Raw genomic sequence first — 20011 nt, 5'->3', positions numbered from 1 at the left:
ATGGCCGACCTCCATCTGATCTTCGACCAGGCGGCCAACGCTGCCGGCCCGCCGGTCAGTATCGTCTTCGGCGACGACTCGGCCGGGCCCGGGGGCAGTGTCGAGCTGCAGGCCGCGGGATCGATCACCGGGCTGCGCGCGCCGATCCTCGTGCGCAGCGGGGCGCGGGCCCTGGCCACCGGCCAGATCACGGGCCTACGGCTCGTGGCCGCCGCTGGCTACGACGTCAACGTGTCCCGGCCCTTGGTCGGTACGGCTGTCCAGCATTGGCAGGACGCGGCCCTGCGCGGCGCGCCGGTGCAGGCGCGGTACCAGCAGGGCCTGCCGCTGCAGGCGGCCCGCCGGCAACGCTGGCAGGACGCCCACGCTCTTCGGGCGGGCACGGTCGCGCGCTACGAGGCCGCGGCAGCGCTCAGTGCCGCTACTCTGCAACGCTGGCAGGATGCGCTGCGCCGGGCAATCAGCCGTGTGCAGGGCTTCGAGGAAGCGTTCCCGCTGCGCCAGGCGGTCGCGCAGCGCTGGGAGGAGGCGCTGCCGCGGTCAGTGAGCATTGTGCAGGGCTTTCAGGAGGCGGTGCGGCTGCGCCGGGCGGTTGCCCAGCACTGGCAGGAGGGCGTGCGGGTGTCGATGGCCGTAGCCGGCCGCATGGGCATCGCCGAGCCGCGCTCGCGCGCCTGGCGCAGTCTTTACCAAGAGGCGTGGGTGCCGCGTCCCGGGATCTCGGCGCCTACGCAGCCGCCGCAGCCCGATCCTTGCTACGTGCCGGCGGTGCCCGCGCACCTTGTGTTCGATGGCCTGGCCGACAGCGGCCTGCCGGCCCAGCTGGTTTTTATCTGCGACCGCCACTCCGACCCGGAGCCAGGCGCGACCGTCATCGTCCCTGTCCGGAGGGCCTACATCGTGGTCAACAACATCTCTCTACACCGCGTCGAGACGGGCGCCGAGCTGCACGCGCACAGCTTCGGGCTCTCGCTCGATTACCAGTCCTGGACCTGGACCTGGTCGGCCTCGCTGCACCATGACGCGGCGGCCCACCTGGGGCGCGACAGCGCGGGCGACCCCGCCGAGCTGGTGGCCACGGTCAATGGCGTGCCGTTCCGGCTGCGCCTTGAGCGCATCGTGGAGGACCGCCGTTTCTTGCCGCAGCGGCGCTGGTCGGTGTCAGGCAAGGGCAAGGCTTCGATCCTGGGCGGGGACTATGCCCCTCCCCGTACCTTCGCCAGCAGTGTGGCCCGCACGGCGCAGCAGCTCGCGGCGGACGCGCTCACAGTCAACGGCGTGGGCATCGGCTGGTCGCTGGATTGGCAGATCGTGGATTGGCTGGTGCCCGCCGGTGCCTGGGCGATGCAGGGCACCGCTATCGACGCGATCAATGACATCGCGGCGGCCGCCGGTGGCTACGTGCAGCCGCATCCGACCGACGCCGTGCTGCGCGTGCTGCCGCGCTACCCGTCACCCTCGTGGACGTGGGGCAGCGTGGTGCCGGACATCGAGATCCCCGGCGCGGCCGCCGAGGTGGTGGGCATCGAGCACGTGGACCGGCCGGCCTACAACCGGCTGTTTCTCGGCGGGATCGGCGCGGGGGTGTTCGGGCCGTTCCAGCGCGCGGGGTCGACGGGCGACCGGCTGGCGCCCCAGGTCACCCATGCGCTGATCACGCACGCGGACGTCCACCGGGCACGCGCCATCGCCGAGCTGTCGGACACCGGGAGGCAGGAGCATGTCTCCCTGCGCATGCAGGTGCTGCCCGAGTCGGGGGTGATCGTCCCCGGTCAGTTCGTTCGCTTTGTCGGGGACCGGACGGTGATGGGCATCGTGCGGCGCACGTCGATCGACTGGAGCCGGCCAACGCTGCGCCAGACGCTGGAGGTCGAGACCCATGCTGCATAACCCCTACCGCGCTTTCTTGGCGCTCATCCCGGCGGACCGGCTGCTGGTGGGTGACGTGGTGGCCGCCGCCGGCGGTGTGGCCACCGTGCAGCTGCCCGGCGGCGGGTTACTCCAGGCCCGGGGCGAGGCCACGGCCGGGCAGCGAGTTTTCGTGCAGGGGGGCGTTATCCAAGGCACTGCGCCCACATTGGCCTATGCGGAGGGTGAAGCTTAGAGCGCTGGCACGGTTTTTCGAAGCGCGGCATTTAACTCGGAATTGCGACTCTCACGCTGCTTCGTTTCTTCCGTGACTGCAGCGAATCTAGCTAGCGCTGCCTGACATTCTCTTCGGGCCAACTCAACGGGAAGCTTGTGGGCTGTGCGGACATCCAACGCTAGGTTGAACGCATCTTGGCCAAGCTCTGCTTCCGCCTCCTTCAATAGATCTGCGTAGTCCATTGAGTCTTCGTGGCGCCACTGTGCTCGCAACGATTCACTTTTCTCGGCAACTTTGGCGGGGAAAGATGCAATTCGATCCCTCCAGGTGGGCTTAAGTTGGTCCAACCCAATAAGGATGAGTTTGGCTTCTGGTAGTTCGAGGGAATCAATGGGCTCTATGTCATGAGACCTGATTGCATACTCAACGGCTGCATCTGTACGGCGGATCTCCGTGGCGCACTTTTTGGCATAGGCCTCAAGTTCGCGAGCGATCATTTGTGCAGTTGCCCTCCGCTGCCGCTGCTCTACAAAGAGTTTGGAAATAAGACCGATCCCCGTAGATAGCCCTGCGCTCACTACGCTGGATGTAAGTACCACCTGCCAAATTGAATCCACACTGCCCCCTTCCATCGACGAAGTGGTGGTGGTTGTAGCAGATAAGATAAAAATTGGTTTTCTGTGGCGCAAAAGAGCTTCGGGTGATTTATCTCATCGCTGATGTTTCAAATATCGCGCCGCGCTTCACGCTGGACGGCCACGCTCGGCCTGCGCCACGACAGCGCCAAGACCGAGACGGTCGGCCGCCCCGCCGCCGCCGTGGACGACACCGCCTGGACCAAGCGCGTCGGCGCCACCTACCAGGCCGATGGCGGCTGGGCACCGTACGTGGGCTACTCCGAATCGTTCCAGCCGCTGGGCGGCGTGGACTTCTTCGGCACCCCGTTCAAGCCCCAGCGGGGCGAGCAGTGGGAAGCCGGCGTGAAGTGGCAGCCGCAGGACCGGGGCATCAGCGCCTATGCCGCCGTGTACCAGCTGCGCGAGAAGAACCGCAAGACCAACGACCCCTCCAACCCGCTCAACAGCCTGCAGCTTGGCGAGGTGAAAACCAAGGGCTTCGAGGCCGAGATGACCGCCAGCCTGGCCCGCAACTGGGACTGGACGGTGGGCTACGCCTACACCGACGCCATCATCTCGCGCAGCAACGCCGGCGACCAGGGCCTGCCCGTGGCCAGCGTGCCCAAGCACACGGCGTCGAGCTGGCTCATGCACCGCTTCGCGGCCGAAGGACGCGGCGGCTGGACGGTGGGCGCGGGCGTGCGCTACACCGGCTCGCAGTGGACCGGCACCACGGCCATCACCACGCCGTCGGCACTCATCGCCGATGCCATGGCGGCCTACGACGCCGGCAGCTGGCGCCTGGCCTTCAATGTGGTCAACCTGGCCGACAAGGTGCAGATCACCCAGTGCCTGGCGCGCGGGGATTGCTTCTACGGCCAGCGCCGCACCTACACGATGACGGGCACCTACCGGTTCTGATGGCGGTGCCGCACCGGGGCCTCACCCCAGCCACCACCGTGCCAGGGCGCCGTACAGCGGAATGCCCAGCACGAGGTTGAAGGGAAAGGTGATGCCCAGGGACAGGCCCACGTAGAGCGCCGGCCGGGCCTCCGGCATCGCGTGGCGCAGCACGGCGGGCACGGCGATGTAGGAGGCGCTGGCGCCCAGCACGGCCAGCAGCGTGGCCTCGGGCACCGCCAAGCCCGCCAGCTTGGCCAGCCCCAGGGCCAGCAGCCCGTGTGCCACCGGGCCCACCACGGCGAACAGCGCCAGCGGCAGGCGCTGCGCGCCGAGCCCGGCCAGGCCCGGGAGGCTGCGCGCCGTCATCAGGCCCATGTCCAACAGGAAGAACGCCAGCAGGCCCTTGAACAGGTCCACGGTGAAGGGATGCATGGCCTGTTCGCCCTGCGCACCCGTCAACAGCCCCACCAGCAGCGCCCCCAGCAGCAGCACGGCGCCGCCGTCGGTCAACGCCTCGCGCAGCACCGGGCCCAGTGGCGAGCCCACCCGCGCCGGCCCGATGCCCGGGCCGCCAGCCATCACAGCCTGCGATCCCACGGCGATGGGGGCCACCGCGGCCGGGGCGCGCAGCCAATGCGCCATTACCACCGCCAGCACGATGGCGGGCGACTCCATCAGCGCCATGGCCGCGGCCATGTAGCCGCCGGCAGGGGTGCCCTGCTGCTCCAGCAGGTGGCTGGCGGTCACGAACGTCACGGCGCTGACGCTGCCGTAGGTGGCCGCCACGGCAGCCGCATCGAAGGGCGGCAGCAGGCGGCGCAGCACGCACCATGCGATGGCCGGCACGGCGACGGCGAGCACCAGTGCACTGACCAGGGCGGCCGAGACCTGCACCGTCCAACCGGATTGGGCCAGGGCGAATCCGCCCTTGAGGCCCAGCGCCATGAGCAGGTACAGCGACAGAAAGCGCGACAGCGGCGCGGGAATCTCCAGGTTGGAGCGCAGCAGCCCGGCCGCCAGGCCGAGCACGAAAAACAGAATCGCGGGATCGAGCAGGTGTTTCATGGGGCGCGATGCTAGGCGGCAATGGCGATGAAGGAAAATCGATACTGTCGATTCGACCCATCGGGATTCCTCTATGCATGCCACTTTCCGCCAATTGCAGATCATGCTGGCCCTGGCCGAGACCGGCTCCATCACCGGGGCCGCGCGCCACTGCCATGTGACCCAGCCCACGGCATCGATGCAGCTCAAGGAGCTGTCGGACGCCATCGGACTGCCGCTGTACGAGCGCGTTGGCCAGCGGCTGCACCTCACCCAGGCGGGCGAGGCGGCGGCGCAGACGGCACGCGCCATCGCGGCCGACTGGGAGGCATTGGAGCAGCGCGTGGCAGCGCTCAAGGGCGTGAGCCAGGGCCGGCTGCGCATCGCGCTGGCCAGCACCGCCAAGTACTTCATTCCGCGCATGCTGGGCCGCTTTTGCGAAGAGCATCCGGGCGTGGACGTGGCGATGCAGGTGCTCAACCGCGATGGCGTGGTGCAGCGCCTGCTGGCCAACGAGGACGATCTCTACATCCTGTCCATCCCGCCGCGCGGCGTGCCGCACGACCGGCAGGTGCTGCTGAGCAACCCGCTGGTGGTCATCGCCGCGCACGACCATCCGCTGGCCGCGCGCCGGCGCGTGCGGCTAGAGCAATTGCTCAAGGAGCCGTTCATCCTGCGCGAGACGGGCTCGGGCACACGGCTGGCGACGGAGGAGCATTTCAAGGCCCTGGGCTTCGCGCCGCGGGTGCGCCTGCAACTGGGCAGCAACGAGGCCATCAAGCAGTCCGTGGCGGCACGCATGGGCCTGGGGCTGGTGTCGCGGCATGCGCTGGCCGCAGACCCTGCCAGCGAGGGCGTGGCCATCCTGGCGGCGGAGCGCATGCCCGTGCCCTCGTCATGGTATGTGCTGTGGCCGCAGGGCAAGCGGCTGTCTCCCATTGCCGAGACCTTTCTGCGGCAGCTGCTGCAACAGGCGCGCCGGTGGGAAGTGCACTCCTGATGCCAGCGAGCGGCACGGCACGGCGCAAGCGCTTTTTCCACAAGACAATGGCAAGCGACGCCCATGCCCCCCGCGATCGCGATCCCGTCGATAGGCCGGGGTTCAGCGGCCCGCGATCATCTTCACGCCCAGGCCCACGAACACGGTGCCGGCCATGCGGTCCAGCCACAGGCCGGCGCGCGGCCTGCGCTGGAGCCAGGCGCCGATGGCACCCGCAAAATAGCCCAGCAGCCCGAACAGCACCGCCGCCTGCAGCGTGAACAAGAGCCCCAGCAGGCCCAGTTGCAGGGCGACGTTGCCTTGCGCCGGCACCACGAACTGCGGCAGGAACGACAGGAAGAAAAGCACCACCTTCGGGTTGATCGCATTGGCCAGCATGCCCTTGAAGAACAGGCTCCGCAGCGACTGCGCCGGTGCGCCCGTGGCATCGACGCGGCCGGCGCCCGGGCTGCGCAGCGCCTGAATGCCCAGCCAGATCAGGTAAGCCCCGCCCAGCCACCGCAACGCCGTGAAGGCGACGGGCGACGCGGCGATCAGCGCACTCACGCCCACCACGGCCAGCAGCGTGTGGCTCAGGCACCCCAGCGCGCAGCCCAGCCCGAACACGATGCCCTGCCAGCGCCCCCTGGACATCCCCATGCCCAGCACCAGCAGGTTGTCGGGACCGGGCGTGGCCGTGATGAGCACGGCGGTGAGCAAGAACGCGAGCAGTTGGGCGAAGGTGAGCATCGGACGATGATATTCGCGTGCGGCTCCCTCTCCACCAGCGTGGAGCGCAGCATGCCTCGACCCCCAAAAAAAAGGCCGCGCTGTGCAGCGCGGCCTTTCGACGAACCGGTGGCGATCACACGTTCATGATCGACACGAGGCGCGTGTTCAGATGGGCTTCCACGGCCTCGGAGCCGCCTTCGGAGCCGTAGCCCGAATCCTTCAGGCCGCCGAAGGGCAGCTCGGCTGCGGGTGCGGCGGCCTGGTTGATCCAGAGCATGCCGACCTCCAGGCGCTGGGCCAGCAGGTGCGCGTTCTTGAGCGAGCGCGTGAAGGCATAGCCCGCCAGGCCGAACGGCAGGCGGTTGGCCTCGGCGATGGCGTCCTCGATCTTCTCGAAGCCGCGCACGGCGGCCACGGGGCCGAAGGGCTCTTCGTTGAAGATGCGGGCCGACAGGGGCACGTCGTTGAGCACCGTGGGCTGGAAGAAATTGCCTTCGCTGCCGATGCGTTCGCCGCCGGTGGCCAGTTGCGCGCCCTGTTGCACCGCGTCGGCCATCAGGTCGGCCATAGCGGTGATGCGGCGCGGGTTGGCCAGCGGGCCCATCTGCGTGCCGTCGGCCAGGCCGTTGCCCACCTTGAGGCCCTGCGCGTGGCGCGACAGCGCGGCCACGAAATCGGCGCGGATGCTCTCATGCACCAGGAACCGCGTGGGCGAGATGCACACCTGGCCCGCGTTGCGGAACTTGGCGCCGCCGGCGGCCTTGATGGCCAGCTCGACATCGGCGTCTTCCGCCACGATCACCGGGGCGTGGCCGCCCAGTTCCATGGTCACGCGCTTCATGTGCTTGCCGGCCAGGGCGGCCAGCTGCTTGCCCACGGGCGTGGAGCCGGTGAAGGTCACCTTGCGGATGATCGGGTGCGGGATGAGGTAGTTGGAGATTTCCGCCGGGTCGCCATAGACCAGGCCCACGGCGCCTGCGGGCACGCCGGCATCGGCGAACGCGCGGATCAGCTCGGCCGGGCTGGCCGGGGTTTCTTCCGGCGCCTTCACGAGGATGGAGCAGCCGGCCGACAGGGCCGCGGCCAGCTTGCGCACCACCTGGTTGATCGGGAAGTTCCAGGGCGTGAACGCCGCCACGGGCCCCACGGGGTCCTTCACGACCATCTGGCGCGCGGCCAGGTTGCGGGACGGCACGATGCGGCCATACACGCGCTGCGATTCGTCGGCGAACCACTCGATGATGTCGGCGGAGGCCATGGTTTCCATGCGGGCCTCGGCCAGGGGCTTGCCCTGCTCCTGCACCATGATCGCGGCGATGGCGTCGGCGCGCTCGCGCATCAGGGCGGCGGCGCGGCGCATGGTCTTGGCGCGGTCCACGGCGGGAATGTCGCGCCAGGCCTCGAAGCCCTTTTGCGCGGCCTCCAGGGCACGGTCCAGGTCGGCCTTGCCCGCATGCGCCACGCGCCCGATCTCCTTGCCGGTGGCGGGGTTGTGCACGGCGATGGATTTGCCGTCGGCGGCATCCTGCCATTGGCCGGCGATGAAAAGGCGGGTGCTGGGGTAACTCATTGTGCGAATGCTCCTGCTGTCGGGGGTGGGTGGAAGGAAGAAGGGGGCGAACCCCTGCCGCGGCGGACCCGTCCGCGCGGCGCCAACGGGCAACTATAGGCCCGTTCGCCGGGCCGTGCAGTCCGCGCGGTTACATCCCCAAAGCCCGTGCGGGGCCGGGCCGTGCACACACGGGTACCCGGCGGATCAAGGCCGCGCTGCCGCCACCTGCGCGGGCGCGTCGCCCCAGCCACCGCCCAGCGCGCGGATGAGCCCCACCGTCGCCGTGTACTGCGCGGTGCGCACCTGCAGTGCCTGGCGGCGGTTGCGCAGCTCGCTGCGGCGCGCGTCCAGCAGTTCGAGCTGGCTTACCAGGCCGTTGCGGTAGCGCGAGTCCGACAGCTGCGTGGCGCGCGCGGCGGCCTGCACGGCGCGGCCCTGGGCCTCGGCCTGGCCCGCCAGCAGGCGCAGGGCACCCAGTTGGTCCTCGACCTCGCGGAACGCGGTGAGCACCTGCCCCCGGTGCGCGGCGAGCGCCCCTTCCAAGCGGGCGCGGGCGCCCTCTTCCTGCGCAGCGCGCTGGCCGCCATCGAAGATCGGCAGCGACAGCAACGCGCCGATGCCCCACGACCGGGCCGACCACTTGAACAGGTCGCCCAGCTCGGGCGAGGCGTAGCCGCCGTTGCCCGTGAGCGTGACGGCCGGAAACCACGCCGCCTGCGCCACGCCCACGCGGGCCTGCGCCGCCAGCACCGAGGCCTGCGCCGCCGACACGTCGGGCCGGCGCGCCAGCACCGTGCCGGGCACGCCGGCCGGGATCACGGGCAGCACCGCTTCGCCGGCAGCGCCTGCCGTGCCCGCAGGCGCCACGGCGAAGCCGCTCGCCACGTCACCCACCAGCACGGCCAGGGCGTTGTTCAGCAGCACCTGCTGGCGCTCCAGCGCGAGCGCCTCCGATTCGGTGGCGGCCACTTCCGTCTGCACGCGCGCCAGGTCCAGCTCGGCCACATCACCGGCTTGGTAGCGGCGCTGCGTGAGGCGCAGCGTGTCGCGGTAGGCGGCCAGGCTTTCCTCCACCAGCACGCGCTCGGCCTGCACCGCGCGCCATTGCAGATAGGTCTGCGCCACGTCGGCCTGCACCATGAGCCGCGTGCTCTGCAGCAGCGCATCGCGTGCCTGGGCGTCGAGCCGCGCGGCATCGCTGGCCTGCGACAGGCGGCCGAACAGGTCGAGCTCATACGACACGTTCAGGCCCGCCGTGGCCAGCGTGGCCGGCACCGGGCCGCCCGTGGCGGTGTTGGCGCCCGCCTGCCGCGATACGCCGGTGGACACGCCGACCTGCGGGGCGCGGTTGGCATCGGCCGAGCGCAGCAGCGCCCGCGCTTCGGCCAGCCGCGCGGCGGCCTCCTGCACGGTGGTGTTGCCGCGGCCGGCACGCTCCACCAGGCCGTTCAGCACCGGGTCCTGGAACCCCAGCCACCACTCGCCGCGCGGCTGCGCCTCGGCGGGAGGCGCGGTGGTCCACGACCGCGCGCCGTCGGCCTCGCTGAACGTGGCCGGCACGGCCACGCCCGCATGCTCGGGCGCGGGGGCGACCGGGCTGCTCATGCAGCCGGCCAGCACCAGGGCGGCCGCCAGCGGTGCCAGGCGGGACCAGGACGGCAGAAAAATCGACTTCAAGGGGGCAGTCATCGCACGAACTCCTTCGCTCATTCGTCATGCCCGCGCGGCGACGCCAGCACGGGGTGGGCCACGGCGCCAGCGCCGGTCCCGGGGGTATCGGTCAGGGGCGCGGTGTGGCTGCCGTGCTGCTGCAGCGGCCGGTTGCCGGCCAGGCGGCGCAGCGCCACGTAGAACACCGGCGTGAGGAACAGGCCGAAGGCCGTCACCCCGATCATTCCGGCGAACACCGCCACGCCCATGGCGCTGCGCATTTCGGCGCCGGCACCGGTGGACAGCACCAGCGGCAGCACGCCCATCACGAACGCCAGCGACGTCATCAGGATGGGGCGCAGCCGCAGGCGGCTGGCCTCGATGGCGGCCTGCACCGGCGTGCGGCCGGCAAACTCCAGTTCGCGGGCGAACTCCACGATCAGGATGGCGTTCTTGGCCGACAGCCCCACCAGCACGATGAGCCCGATCTGCGTGAACACGTTGTTGTCGCCGCCTGACAGCCACACGCCCGTCATCGCAGCCAGCAGGCCCATGGGGACGATCAGGATGATGGCGATGGGCAGCGTGAGGCTTTCGTACTGCGCGGCCAGCACCAGGAACACCAGCAGGATGGCGATGGGGAACACCAGCACGGCGGAATTGCCGGCCAGGATTTCCTGGTAGGTCAGCTCGGTCCATTCGAAGCCGATGCCCTGCGGCAGCGTCTCGGCGGCGATGCGCTCGATGGCGGCCTGCGCCTGGCCCGACGAAAAGCCGGGCGCGGGCCCGCCGTTCACGTCGGCCGACAGGAAGCCGTTGTAGCGCATGGCGCGCTCGGGCCCGAAGCTGGGCTCGATCTTCATCAGCGCCGACAACGGCACCATCTCGCCGGTGGTGGAGCGCACCTTGAGCAGGCCCACGTCCTCGGCACGCGCCCGGAAGGCTGCATCGGCCTGAACGCGCACGCTGTAGGTGCGGCCGAACTGGTTGAAGTCGTTGGCGTACAGGCTGCCCAGGTAGATCTGCAGCGTCTCGAAGATGTCCGTCACCGGCACGCCCAGCTGCCGCGCCTTGGTGCGGTCGATGTTGGCGTACAGCTGCGGCACGTTGACCTGCCAGCTCGTGAACAGGCCGGCGAGTTCCGGCGTCTGGTACGCCTTGCCCATGAAGGCCTTCACGGCGGCGTCCATGGCCTCGTAGCCCAGCGAGGCGCGATCTTCGATCTGCAGCTTGAAGCCGCCCGTCGTGCCCAGGCCGGCCACCGGGGGCGGCGGGAACATGGCGATGAACGCATCCTGGATGCTGCCGAAGGCCTGGTTCAACTGGCCCGCGACGGCACCGCCGCTCTGGTCCGCGCGGCCGCGCTCGGCGAAGGGCTTGAGCGTGACGAACACGATGCCCGAATTGGAGCTGTTGGTGAAGCCGTTGATCGACAACCCCGGGAAGGCGATGGCGTCTTCCACGTTCGGGTTCTTCTTGACGATCTCGCCCATGCGGCGGATCACGTCCTCGGTGCGGTCCAGCGTGGCACCGTCGGGCAGCTGCGCGAAGCCCACCAGGTACTGCTTGTCCTGCGCCGGCACGAAGCCGCCGGGCACGACCTTGAACAGGCCCCAGGTCGCGGCCACCAGCGCGGCGTAGATCACCAGCATCAGCGCCTTGCGGCCGATGACGCGCTTGACGCCGCCGCTGTAGGCCTCGGAGCCCCGGTGGAACACGCTGTTGAAGCGGCGGAAGAACCCGCCCAGCACCTTGTCCATGCCGCGCGTCAACGCATCCTTCGGTTCATGGTAGCCCTTGAGCAAGAGCGCGCTCAGGGCGGGCGACAGCGTGAGCGAGTTGATCGCCGAGATCACCGTGGAGATCGCGATGGTCACCGCGAACTGGCGGTAGAACTGCCCCGTGAGCCCGCTGATGAAGGCCAGCGGCACGAACACCGCCACCAGCACCAGCGCGATGGCGATGATGGGACCGGACACTTCGCGCATGGCGCGGTAGGTGGCTTCGCGCGGGGTCAGGCCCGCCTCGATGTTGCGCTCCACGTTCTCCACCACCACGATGGCGTCGTCCACCACGATGCCGATGGCCAGCACCAGCCCGAACAGGGACAGCGCGTTGATCGAAAAGCCCAGCAGGTGCAGCACCGCGAACGTGCCCACCACCGACACCGGCACGGCCAGCAGCGGAATGATGGAGGCGCGCCAGGTCTGAAGGAACAGGATCACCACGATCACCACCAGCGCCACGGCTTCCAGCAGGGTCTGGATGACGGATTGGATGGAGGCGCGCACGAACTGCGTCGGGTCGTAGGCGATGCGGAACTCCACGCCCTCGGGCATGTTCTTTTGCAGCTCGGCCATGGTCTTGCGCACGTTCGACGAGATGTCGAGCGCGTTGGAGCCCGGCGCCTGGAACACGCCCATGCCCACGGCCGGGTCGTTGTTGAGCAGCGAGCGCAGCGAGTAGTCGGCCGCACCCAGCTCCAGCCGGGCCACGTCGCGCAGGCGCGTCACCGCGCCGTCGCTGCCGGTCTTGACGATGATGTCGCCGAACTCCTCTTCGGTCTGCAGGCGGCCCTGCGCATTGATCGACAGCTGCATGTCCACGCCGGGCAGCCCGGGCGACTGGCCCACCACGCCGGCCGCGGCCTGCACGTTCTGGCCGCGGATGGCGGCCACCACGTCGGCTGCCGACAGGCCGCGCTGCGCGACCTTCTGCGGGTCGAGCCAGGCGCGCATCGAATAGTCGCCGCCGCCGAAGATCTGCACCTGGCCCACGCCCTGGATGCGGGCGAGCCGGTCCTTCACATTGAGCACGGCATAGTTGCGCAGGTAGTCGATGCCGTAGCGGCCGTTGGGCGAGACCATGTGCACGACCATGGTCAGATCGGGTGCGCTCTTGACCGTGGTGACGCCCAGCCGACGCACTTCCTCGGGCAGGCGCGGTTCGGCCTGCGAAACGCGGTTTTGCACCAGCTGCTGCGCCTTGTCGGGGTCGGTGCCCAGCGCGAAGGTGACGGTCAGCGTCATCACGCCATCGGTCGTGGCCTGGCTGCCCATGTAGAGCATGCCCTCCACGCCGTTGATGGATTCCTCCAGCGGCGTGGCCACGGTCTCGGCGATCACCTTGGGGTTGGCGCCCGGGTACTGGGCACGCACCACCACGGAGGGCGGCGCCACCTCGGGATACTCGGAGATGGGCAGCGCGCGCAGCGCGATCAGCCCGGACAGGAAGATGAGCACCGACAGCACCCCGGCGAAGATGGGGCGGTCGATGAAGAAGCGAGAGAGATTCATGGTGTTCTTTCGGTGCGCTCCGCGATCACGCCGCGGGCTGCTTGGCAGCGGCGCGGGCCTCGGCGCCATCGCCGGCCATGCCGGCCTTGGCGGTCATGGGCACGTCCTGGGGGGCAACCTGGGCGCCGGGGCGCACGCGCTGCAGGCCGTTGACGACGATGCGTTCGCCGGCCTTCAGGCCCGAGGTGACGACGCGCAGGCCGTTCACCGGCGCGCCCAGCTGCACCTCGCGGTACTCGGCCTTGTTGCCCTCGCCCACCACCATCACGTACTTCTTGTTCTGGTCCGTGCCCACGGCGCGCTCGTTGATGAGCACGGCCTGGGTGTTCTTGACCTGGCCCATGCGGATGCGCGCGAACTGGCCGGGCATCAGCACGCCATCGGCGTTGTCGAACACGGCGCGCACGCGCACCGTTCCGCTGCGGGCATCCACCTGGTTGTCGATGAGCTGCAGGTGCCCGGTGTGCGGCGTGCCGCCGGCCGTGCCCGTGCCCATCTGCACCGGAATGCTCTCGATCAGGGTGCGCGCGCTCTTGCCCGAACGCAGGCCCTCCAGCGCCTTCGCCACGATCTGCTCGTCGGTGTCGAAGCTCGCGTAGATCGGGCTCACCGAGACCAGCGTGGTCAGCACCGGCGCGCCGGCGCCTGCGGCCACCAGGTTGCCCACGGTGACCTCGATGCGGCCCACGCGGCCCGCGACCGGGGCGCGCACCTGGGTGTAGCCCAGGTTCAGCCGCGCCGTCTGCAGCGCGGCCTGCGCGGCGCGCAGGTTGGCGTCGGCCTCGCGCTGGGCATTCATGCGTTCGTCATGCTCGCGCTGGGCGATGGCACGCTCTTCCCACAGGCGCGTCGCGCGCTCCATTTCGCTGCGGGTGTAGGACACGCGGGCCTGCGCGGCGACCACCTGGGCCTCGGCGCGGTCCACCTCGGCGGCGTAGGGCGCGGGGTCCACGGTGACCAGCAGGTCGCCCTGCTTGACCAGCGAGCCTTCGCGGAAATGCACGGCCTGCACGGCGCCGCCCACGCGCGGGCGGATGTCCACGCGCTGCACGGCTTCGAGCCGGCCGGAGAACTCGTCCCACAGCGCGATCTCCTGCTGCAGCACGGCGGCCACCGAGACGGGCACCGCGGGCGGCGCGGCTTCCGGGGCTGGGGATTCGGCATGCGAGCTGGGCAGCCCGAAGAGCGTGCCGCCCGCGGCGGCGATGGCGGCCGCGGCGCCGGCGGCAGCCCACCAGCGGCGACGGGAAGGGGAAGTGTGTTGCGGGTTCATGGTGGAAGTCCTCCGGGTTTTTTCAAAGCAAAAGTCGAAATCGATCGGGCAAGGGTTGCCCCTTCCGGCCCACGGGGGCCAGAAAACAAAAGGGACGCAGCAAGCAGCGGAAAGGCGGCGAAAGGCGGGTATTGCGGGTCGCCGAAGCGGATCGCAGTATCAAACCTCAACCGGGGTTGAGGTCAATGCACCCCGCTGGTCAGCGCGCGGGCAGATCGGTGGTGGTGAGGGTCAGGGTGCAGGACATCGGGTGGCCTCGAAGAAACGGCTGAACTGCGCCTGAACCTCGGGCGCACAGGGGCATTCGCCCGAACCGGGCTGCAGCAGGGCATCGGGCCACTGGTTCGCCTTGGCGAACACGTGCTGCGTGACTTCCAGTCCCGCCGCCTGCAGCCGGTTGGCGTAGGCGAGGGCTTCGTCGCGCATGGGATCGTCGTCGCCCACCAGCACCAGCGTGTGCGGCAGGCCGGCCAGCCGCTGCGCCATCGCGGGCACGGCATAGGGATGTTCGGCATCGCGGGTGCAGCGCAGGAACTGCAGCCAGCCATCGGCCCACTTGCAGGCGGTCGATTCGCCCATGGCGGCACGCACCGAAGGCGTGGCACCGCACGGGTCGAGCATGGGCGACAGCAGGATCTGTCCGGCCAGCGGCGGATGGGACTGGTCGCGCGCCATCAGCGCCACGCCCGCGGCCAGGTTGCCGCCGGCCTCCTCCCCCGCCACGTACACCCCGGCGCCGGGACCGGCCAGGCGGGTGCGGTGCTTGTGCGCCCACTTGAGCACCAGGTAGCCGGCGTCCACCGGCTGCGGGAAGGGATGGTCGGGCGAGAGCGGGTACGCCACCGACACCACCAGCGCGCCGGCGCGCTCCAGCAGCCGGGCCACCGTGCAGCCGTTGTCCAGATCGCCCGCCACGAAGGCACCGCCATGGAAGTGCACCACCAGCGGCAGCGTTTCCTTGGGCTTCTTGCGGCCGTACATGCGCACGGACACTTCCTGCCCCTTGGCCACCTCAATGGTGGTGTCGGTGCAGGTGGAGGGCGATGGCGATGGGGTGAAGGTGCTGGACATGGCGGTGACCGGACAAGACCGGGTGATGTGAAATGTAGCGACGCAGCCGCCGACGATAAACCAGCCAAATGCCACAGCTCTGTTTCCGATTGCCGAACAATCGGCGGCACGGGCCCGTGTGAGAATTCCTTGGCCCCATTCGGGGCCAGAGAGAACAAGGAGGGCCCATGGACCAGATCCAGGCCATGCGGGTTTTTGCAAGGGTGGTGGAGGCAGGCACGTTCACGCGGGCGGCCGATTCGCTGCAATTGCCCAAGGCAACCATCACCAAGTACGTGCAGGCGCTCGAGGCGCGGCTGCGCGTGAAGCTGCTCAACCGCACCACGCGGCGCGTGACCGTCACGGCCGATGGCGCGGCCTACTACGACCGCACGGTGCGCCTGCTCGCCGATTTCGACGACATCGAGGCGAGCATGACGCACGCGCGCGCCACGCCCAGCGGCCGGCTGCGCGTGGACGTGGGCACTTCGGTGGCGCGGCTGCTCATCATTCCGCGGCTGGAGGAGTTCCATGCGCGGTTTCCCGACATCCAGATCGACCTGGGCGTGAGCGACCGGCCGGTGGATTTGATCGGCGACAACGTCGATTGCGTGATCCGCGGCGGCGAGCTGACCGACCAGTCGCTGGTGGCACGGCGCATCGGCAACCTGGCCTTCGTCACCGTGGCCGCGCCCTCCTACCTGGAGCGCTACGGCACGCCCACCCACCCCCTCGATCTGGAGGGCGACCACAAGAGCGTGATCTATTTCTCGCCGCTGTCCACCCGCCGCTATCCGCTGGAGTTCGTGCGCGACGGCGAGATGATCGAGGTCACCGGGCCCTCGCAACTGGCGGTGAACGAGTCCAACGCGTACTCGGCGGCGCTGGTCGCGGGGCGCGGCGTGGGGCAGATCACGCTGTTCCAGGCGGCCCGGCAACTGGAGCGTGGCGACCTCGTGCGGCTGCTGCCCGAGTGGTCCATTCCGCCCATCCCGATCTACGTGGTGTACCCGCCCAACCGGCACCTGAGCGCCAAGGTGCGGGCCTTCGTGGACTGGGCGGCCGAGCTGTTCGCCAGCGAGCGGTATCTGCAGACCTGAACGTTTGCTATATTTTTCATAGCCAAATGCCCTAGTATCCATTGCACTGGGGCCCTTTTTGATGCATACCCGCGCGAGGCCGCCCTCCACCGGCCGCGCGGGGCCGTATGCTCCCGGCATGACCGAACCCGAAGTCCCCGAGCCCGGCGAAACCCCCGCCCCCAGCGCCACCAACGCGCCCTCCACCCCGAACGCCACGCCACCCGCGCCACCGGCCAGGCAGCCGCGCAACCCCCTGCACGGCATCACACTCGAAGCCATCGTGGTCGCGCTGCACGACTACTACGGCTGGGAAGGCCTGGCGCAGCGCGTGGCGCTGCGCTGCTTCGAAAGCGATCCCAGCGTGGCGTCCAGCCTGAAGTTCCTGCGCAAGACACCCTGGGCGCGCGAGAAGGTCGAGAGCCTGTACCTGTTCATGCTGCGCGAGCACAAGCGCCAGGGCGGCGGGCCGGGCTGAACGCGGCCGGCCCTCACAACCCATCCCCGACGACCCATTCGCGCTGCGCCAGCGCAACTCAGGCGCCCGGGCCGTGCGTTCGTCGCAATCGGCTCGCGGCGGCAGGCCCCGGTGGGCACATTGGAGGCACGGAGAGGCACACGCCTGTCCTGATCCCCCAACCCGCCCCAGGAGCCTTCCATGCCCACCGTTTTCGACCGCCGCAACACCACCGCCTCGCCCCACGCCCTGGCGCGCACGGCCCTCGCCGCCTACGCCCTGCTGGCCGGCTCCCTGGCCATGGCCCAGACCAGCACGCCACAGGATGCGGCCACCGCAGCCGCGACCGCGCCCCGAGTGGTTGCGATGGATGCCCCCGCAGGCCGCACGCGCGCCGAGGTGATCGCCGAGCTGCAATGCGCGCGGGCCTCGGGCGAACTGGAGGCCATGGCGATGCAGTCCTATGGCATGCCCACCCCGCCCGTGAACCGGGCCGTGCCCGAATGCGCCGCAGCGGGCGGCACGGCCGTGGCCGGCAGCGCCGCCTCGCGCCCGGCCCCATGAGCCGCGGCGGGCCGTGACTCAGGCCGGCACGGGCACCAGGAAGTCGCGGCTGATGCCCGCGCCCAGTTCGTTCACCCGGTCCAGGAACTGCGTGAGGTACGCATGCAGCCCGGTGGACAGGATCTCGTCGATGCGGCCGTAGCGCAGGTCGGCCAGCAGCCGGCCCGCCTTGCGCTGGGTCTCCGACGACTGGTCGTTGGCCACCACCGCCAGGTTCTCACCCACCTCGTGCAGGCTGGCGTGCAGCGAGCGCGGCATGTCGCGGCGCAGGATGAGCAGGTCGGCCACGCGCTCGGGCGTGATGACGTCGCGGTACACGCGGCGGTACACCTCGAACGCCGACACGCTGCGCAGGATGGCGCTCCAGTGGTAGAAGTCGAACTCCTGCGGCGCGGCGCGGCTGCGGTCGCGCGTGCCCGAGCCGTGGAAATCGCTCTGCACCGCGTGGAACTTCACGTCCAGCAACCGCGCAGTGTTGTCCGAGCGTTCGAGGAACGTGCCCAGCCGCAGGAAATGGAACGCCTCGTCCTGCAGCATGGTGCCCAGCGTCACCCCGCGCGACAGGTGCGAGCGGTACTTGACCCATTCGAAGAACTGGCCCGGATCGCGCTCGAACAGGCTGCCTTCGAGCTGGCGGTGCAGTTCCAGCCAGGTCTGGTTCTGCGTCTCCCACACCTCGGTGGTGAGCGCCCCGCGCACGGCCCGGGCGTTCTCGCGCGCGGCGCGCAGGCACGACAGGATGGACGACGGGTTGTTGCCATCGCGCACCATGAACTCCAGCACCCCTTCGCGCGTAACCTCGCCGTGCCGCGCGGTATAGGCGGGGATCAGCTCGCTGATCGACAGCAGGCCCAGCCAGCTCTCCTGCGCCACGTCGGCCGACTGCGGGAGCAGCGAGGTCTCGTAGCTCACGTTGAGCATGCGGGCAGTGTTTTCTGCCCGCTCGGTGTAGCGGGACATCCAGAACAAGTGATCGGCAGTGCGGCTCAGCATGCGGCCTCCCCGGGCAGAAAACCCCGCACGCGCTGCGCGCGCACGCGGTGTGTTGACGAAAGCCCGCCTGCAGCGGCCTTTTCCGCCCGCTCGGTATAGCGGGACATCCAGAACAAGTGATCGGCAGTGCGGCTCAGCATGCGGTCTCCCCGGCAGAAATTTCGAAACGAAGGGTCTGATGCGTCATGCAACGCTCCCTTCTTCTCCCAGCACCCAGGTGTCCTTGGTGCCCCCGCCCTGCGATGAATTCACCACGAGCGAGCCCTCCCTGAGCGCGACGCGCGTCAGGCCGCCGGCGGCCATCTGCACCTTCTGGCCGCTCAGCACGAAGGGGCGCAGATCGATGTGGCGCGGGGCGATGCCCGATTCCACGTAGGTCGGGCAGCTGGAGAGCGAGAGCGTGGGCTGGGCGATGTAGCCCGAGGGGTTGGCCAGCACCGCGGCGCGGAACTCCTCGATCTCGGCTTTCGTCGCGGCCGGGCCGATCAACATGCCGTAGCCGCCGGCGCCGTGCACTTCCTTCACGACCAGTTCGTGCAGGTGGTCCAGCACGTAGGCCAGGTCGTCGGGCTTGCGGCACACCCAGGTGGGCACGTTGGCGAGGATGGGCTCCTCGCCCAGGTAGAAGCGGATCATGTCGGGCACGTAGGGGTAAACCGACTTGTCGTCGGCGATGCCCGTGCCCACGGCGTTGCAGATCGCCACGTTGCCCGCGCGGTAGGCGTTCATGAGACCCGCGCAGCCCAGGGTGGAGGTGGGCCGGAAGACCTGGGGGTCGAGAAAGTCGTCGTCCACGCGGCGGTAGATCACGTCCACCTGCTTGAGGCCGCGCGTGGTGCGCATGTACACGAAGTTGTCCTTGACCACGAGGTCCTGGCCCTCGACCAGTTCCACGCCCATCTGCTGCGCGAGGAAGGCGTGCTCGAAGTACGCGCTGTTGTACATGCCGGGCGTGAGCACCACCACCGTCGGCTGCGCCGTGGCGGCGGGAGCGCTCGCGCGCAGGGTGTCCAGCAGCAGGTCGGGATAGTGGGCGACCGGCGCCACGCGGTGCGTGCGGAACAGCTCCGGGAAAAGCCGCATCATCATCTTGCGGTTTTCCAGCATGTACGACACGCCCGAGGGCACGCGCAGGTTGTCTTCCAGCACGTAGTAGATGCCGTTGCCGCTCGCGTCCGGGGCGCGCACGATGTCGATGCCGGCGATGTGCGCGTACAGGTCGCGCGGCACGTCCACGCCGGCCATCTCGGGCCGGTACTGGGCGTTCTTGAGGATCAGGTCCGAGGGGATGATGCCGGCGTGCAGGATGTCCTGGCCGTGGTAGACGTCGTGGATGAAGCGGTTGAGCGCCGTGACGCGCTGCACCAGCCCCTGCTGCATGCGCGCCCACTCGTGCGCGGGGATGATGCGGGGGATCAGGTCGAAGGGAATGAGCCGCTCGGTGCCGGCGCCGTCCTCGTCCTTGGCGCCGTACACCGCGAAGGTGATGCCCACCCGGCGGAAGATCATCTCGGCCTCGGCGCGGCGCGCCTGCATGGCCTCGTCTGGCTGGCCCGACAACCATTGGCCGTAGCGCTTGTAGTGGGGGCGCACGTCGCTGCCGTCGAACGGCAGCATCGTGTACATCTCATCGAACTTCTGCATAACTGGTGCCTCCTGCAACCAGCATAGCAAGTTGTGAGCCGGGTTTTGGCGACCAGCGGGCCCGGGCGCGTTTTACCGCTCGCACGCCGGGG

The 20011-nt window shown here is 69.5% G+C and carries 17 protein-coding genes and 1 pseudogene; 7 read left to right on the top strand and 11 right to left on the bottom strand.

Translation table 11 applies throughout. The features are described 5' to 3' along the window. Together R1Z03_RS10940 and R1Z03_RS10935 are read left to right on the top strand one after the other, a co-directional pair. A complete protein-coding gene (locus tag R1Z03_RS10940; RefSeq protein ID WP_317359561.1) occupies nucleotides 1-1890 on the top strand; it encodes a hypothetical protein in 1890 nt (629 codons plus the stop codon). Next, nucleotides 1880-2104 carry a hypothetical protein gene (locus R1Z03_RS10935; RefSeq protein ID WP_317359558.1) on the top strand — a complete coding sequence of 75 codons (225 nt, stop codon included), beginning with the start codon at nucleotides 1880-1882 and terminating at the stop codon, nucleotides 2102-2104. Before R1Z03_RS10940 ends, R1Z03_RS10935 begins: the two co-directional genes overlap by 11 nt. Here the strand turns inward: R1Z03_RS10935 and R1Z03_RS10930 are convergent. After that, nucleotides 2101-2775, bottom strand: a complete 675-nt coding sequence (locus R1Z03_RS10930; protein WP_317359555.1) for a hypothetical protein — start codon at nucleotides 2773-2775, stop codon at nucleotides 2101-2103. The genes R1Z03_RS10935 and R1Z03_RS10930 overlap by 4 nt on opposite strands. 57 nt (nucleotides 2776-2832) lie before the next feature. Between R1Z03_RS10930 and R1Z03_RS10925 the strand changes: the two are divergent. Next, nucleotides 2833-3624: pseudogene (locus R1Z03_RS10925) on the top strand (TonB-dependent siderophore receptor); the annotation flags it as partial. Nucleotides 3625-3645: 21 nt separating this feature from the next. Here the strand turns inward: R1Z03_RS10925 and R1Z03_RS10920 are convergent. Then, on the bottom strand, nucleotides 3646-4671 hold the full coding sequence (locus R1Z03_RS10920; protein ID WP_317359554.1) for a sodium-dependent bicarbonate transport family permease: 1026 nt from the start codon (nucleotides 4669-4671) through the stop codon (nucleotides 3646-3648). Between the two features lie 73 nt (nucleotides 4672-4744). Between R1Z03_RS10920 and R1Z03_RS10915 the strand changes: the two genes are divergently transcribed. Then, complete coding sequence (locus R1Z03_RS10915; RefSeq protein ID WP_317359551.1) at nucleotides 4745-5650, top strand: LysR family transcriptional regulator; 906 nt, start codon at nucleotides 4745-4747, stop codon at nucleotides 5648-5650. 102 nt (nucleotides 5651-5752) lie between these two features. Here R1Z03_RS10915 and R1Z03_RS10910 read toward each other — a convergent pair whose 3' ends face one another. The 6 genes from R1Z03_RS10910 to R1Z03_RS10885 all read right to left on the bottom strand — a co-directional run bounded on the left by R1Z03_RS10910 (nucleotide 5753) and on the right by R1Z03_RS10885 (nucleotide 15203). Further along, nucleotides 5753-6379: a LysE family translocator gene (locus R1Z03_RS10910; RefSeq protein ID WP_317359548.1), complete on the bottom strand. Its 627-nt coding sequence runs from the start codon at nucleotides 6377-6379 to the stop codon at nucleotides 5753-5755. A 115-nt stretch (nucleotides 6380-6494) separates the two neighbouring features. Further along, complete coding sequence (locus R1Z03_RS10905; protein ID WP_317359545.1) at nucleotides 6495-7931, bottom strand: NAD-dependent succinate-semialdehyde dehydrogenase; 1437 nt, start codon at nucleotides 7929-7931, stop codon at nucleotides 6495-6497. A gap of 186 nt (nucleotides 7932-8117) precedes the next feature. Then, nucleotides 8118-9602 (bottom strand): efflux transporter outer membrane subunit, encoded by a 1485-nt coding sequence (locus R1Z03_RS10900; protein WP_284430157.1) that lies wholly within the window; start codon nucleotides 9600-9602, stop codon nucleotides 8118-8120. Nucleotides 9603-9619: 17 nt separating this feature from the next. Continuing rightward, a complete protein-coding gene (locus R1Z03_RS10895) occupies nucleotides 9620-12859 on the bottom strand; it encodes an efflux RND transporter permease subunit (RefSeq protein ID WP_317359542.1) in 3240 nt (1079 codons plus the stop codon). Nucleotides 12860-12884: 25 nt separating this feature from the next. Next, nucleotides 12885-14132: an efflux RND transporter periplasmic adaptor subunit gene (locus R1Z03_RS10890; RefSeq protein ID WP_284395390.1), complete on the bottom strand. Its 1248-nt coding sequence runs from the start codon at nucleotides 14130-14132 to the stop codon at nucleotides 12885-12887. 231 nt (nucleotides 14133-14363) lie between these two features. Next, nucleotides 14364-15203 (bottom strand): alpha/beta hydrolase, encoded by an 840-nt coding sequence (locus R1Z03_RS10885; protein WP_284406044.1) that lies wholly within the window; start codon nucleotides 15201-15203, stop codon nucleotides 14364-14366. Nucleotides 15204-15370: 167 nt separating this feature from the next. On the opposite strand from R1Z03_RS10885, the gene R1Z03_RS10880 reads away from it, so the two are divergent. From R1Z03_RS10880 to R1Z03_RS10870, 3 genes are all read left to right on the top strand, one after another. Further along, nucleotides 15371-16282: a LysR family transcriptional regulator gene (locus tag R1Z03_RS10880; protein WP_317359537.1), complete on the top strand. Its 912-nt coding sequence runs from the start codon at nucleotides 15371-15373 to the stop codon at nucleotides 16280-16282. Nucleotides 16283-16400: 118 nt separating this feature from the next. After that, nucleotides 16401-16739 (top strand): VF530 family protein, encoded by a 339-nt coding sequence (locus tag R1Z03_RS10875; protein WP_317359534.1) that lies wholly within the window; start codon nucleotides 16401-16403, stop codon nucleotides 16737-16739. A 180-nt stretch (nucleotides 16740-16919) separates the two neighbouring features. Beyond that, nucleotides 16920-17282 carry a DUF4148 domain-containing protein gene (locus R1Z03_RS10870; RefSeq protein WP_317359531.1) on the top strand — a complete coding sequence of 121 codons (363 nt, stop codon included), beginning with the start codon at nucleotides 16920-16922 and terminating at the stop codon, nucleotides 17280-17282. 18 nt (nucleotides 17283-17300) lie between these two features. On the opposite strand, the gene R1Z03_RS10865 is transcribed toward R1Z03_RS10870, so the two are convergent. From R1Z03_RS10865 to R1Z03_RS10855, 3 genes are read right to left on the bottom strand one after another with little or no spacing between them, the layout of a single operon-like run. Next, the gene (locus tag R1Z03_RS10865; RefSeq protein ID WP_272568093.1) at nucleotides 17301-18275 is read right to left on the bottom strand and encodes an alpha-E domain-containing protein; all 975 of its coding nucleotides are present in this window, start codon (nucleotides 18273-18275) and stop codon (nucleotides 17301-17303) included. Further along, nucleotides 18269-18415 (bottom strand): alpha-E domain-containing protein, encoded by a 147-nt coding sequence (locus tag R1Z03_RS10860; RefSeq protein WP_284395403.1) that lies wholly within the window; start codon nucleotides 18413-18415, stop codon nucleotides 18269-18271. The genes R1Z03_RS10865 and R1Z03_RS10860 overlap by 7 nt, the downstream gene beginning before the upstream one ends. Nucleotides 18416-18458: 43 nt before the next feature. Continuing rightward, nucleotides 18459-19919 (bottom strand): circularly permuted type 2 ATP-grasp protein, encoded by a 1461-nt coding sequence (locus R1Z03_RS10855; protein WP_317359526.1) that lies wholly within the window; start codon nucleotides 19917-19919, stop codon nucleotides 18459-18461. Between the last annotated feature and the right edge of the window lie 92 nt (nucleotides 19920-20011).

The organism is Acidovorax sp. BLS4, assembly GCF_032929295.1.
In the GTDB taxonomy this organism is placed as follows: Bacteria; Pseudomonadota; Gammaproteobacteria; order Burkholderiales; family Burkholderiaceae_C; genus Paracidovorax.
This window is presented reverse-complemented; position numbering and strand designations above follow the sequence as displayed.

Excerpts from the sequence above, each read along its gene's own strand:
- R1Z03_RS10940 (WP_317359561.1), top strand. The coding sequence starts at position 1 with ATGGCCGACCTCCATCTGATCTTCGACCAGGCGGCCAACGCTGCCGGC.
- R1Z03_RS10935 (WP_317359558.1), top strand. The coding sequence starts at position 1,880 with ATGCTGCATAACCCCTACCGCGCTTTCTTGGCGCTCATCCCGGCGGAC.
- R1Z03_RS10920 (WP_317359554.1), bottom strand. The coding sequence starts at position 4,671 with ATGAAACACCTGCTCGATCCCGCGATTCTGTTTTTCGTGCTCGGCCTG.
- R1Z03_RS10915 (WP_317359551.1), top strand. The coding sequence starts at position 4,745 with ATGCATGCCACTTTCCGCCAATTGCAGATCATGCTGGCCCTGGCCGAG.
- R1Z03_RS10910 (WP_317359548.1), bottom strand. The coding sequence starts at position 6,379 with ATGCTCACCTTCGCCCAACTGCTCGCGTTCTTGCTCACCGCCGTGCTC.
- R1Z03_RS10905 (WP_317359545.1), bottom strand. The coding sequence starts at position 7,931 with ATGAGTTACCCCAGCACCCGCCTTTTCATCGCCGGCCAATGGCAGGAT.
- R1Z03_RS10900 (WP_284430157.1), bottom strand. The coding sequence starts at position 9,602 with ATGACTGCCCCCTTGAAGTCGATTTTTCTGCCGTCCTGGTCCCGCCTG.
- R1Z03_RS10895 (WP_317359542.1), bottom strand. The coding sequence starts at position 12,859 with ATGAATCTCTCTCGCTTCTTCATCGACCGCCCCATCTTCGCCGGGGTG.
- R1Z03_RS10890 (WP_284395390.1), bottom strand. The coding sequence starts at position 14,132 with ATGAACCCGCAACACACTTCCCCTTCCCGTCGCCGCTGGTGGGCTGCC.
- R1Z03_RS10885 (WP_284406044.1), bottom strand. The coding sequence starts at position 15,203 with ATGTCCAGCACCTTCACCCCATCGCCATCGCCCTCCACCTGCACCGAC.
- R1Z03_RS10880 (WP_317359537.1), top strand. The coding sequence starts at position 15,371 with ATGGACCAGATCCAGGCCATGCGGGTTTTTGCAAGGGTGGTGGAGGCA.
- R1Z03_RS10875 (WP_317359534.1), top strand. The coding sequence starts at position 16,401 with ATGACCGAACCCGAAGTCCCCGAGCCCGGCGAAACCCCCGCCCCCAGC.
- R1Z03_RS10870 (WP_317359531.1), top strand. The coding sequence starts at position 16,920 with ATGCCCACCGTTTTCGACCGCCGCAACACCACCGCCTCGCCCCACGCC.
- R1Z03_RS10865 (WP_272568093.1), bottom strand. The coding sequence starts at position 18,275 with ATGCTGAGCCGCACTGCCGATCACTTGTTCTGGATGTCCCGCTACACC.
- R1Z03_RS10860 (WP_284395403.1), bottom strand. The coding sequence starts at position 18,415 with ATGCTGAGCCGCACTGCCGATCACTTGTTCTGGATGTCCCGCTATACC.
- R1Z03_RS10855 (WP_317359526.1), bottom strand. The coding sequence starts at position 19,919 with ATGCAGAAGTTCGATGAGATGTACACGATGCTGCCGTTCGACGGCAGC.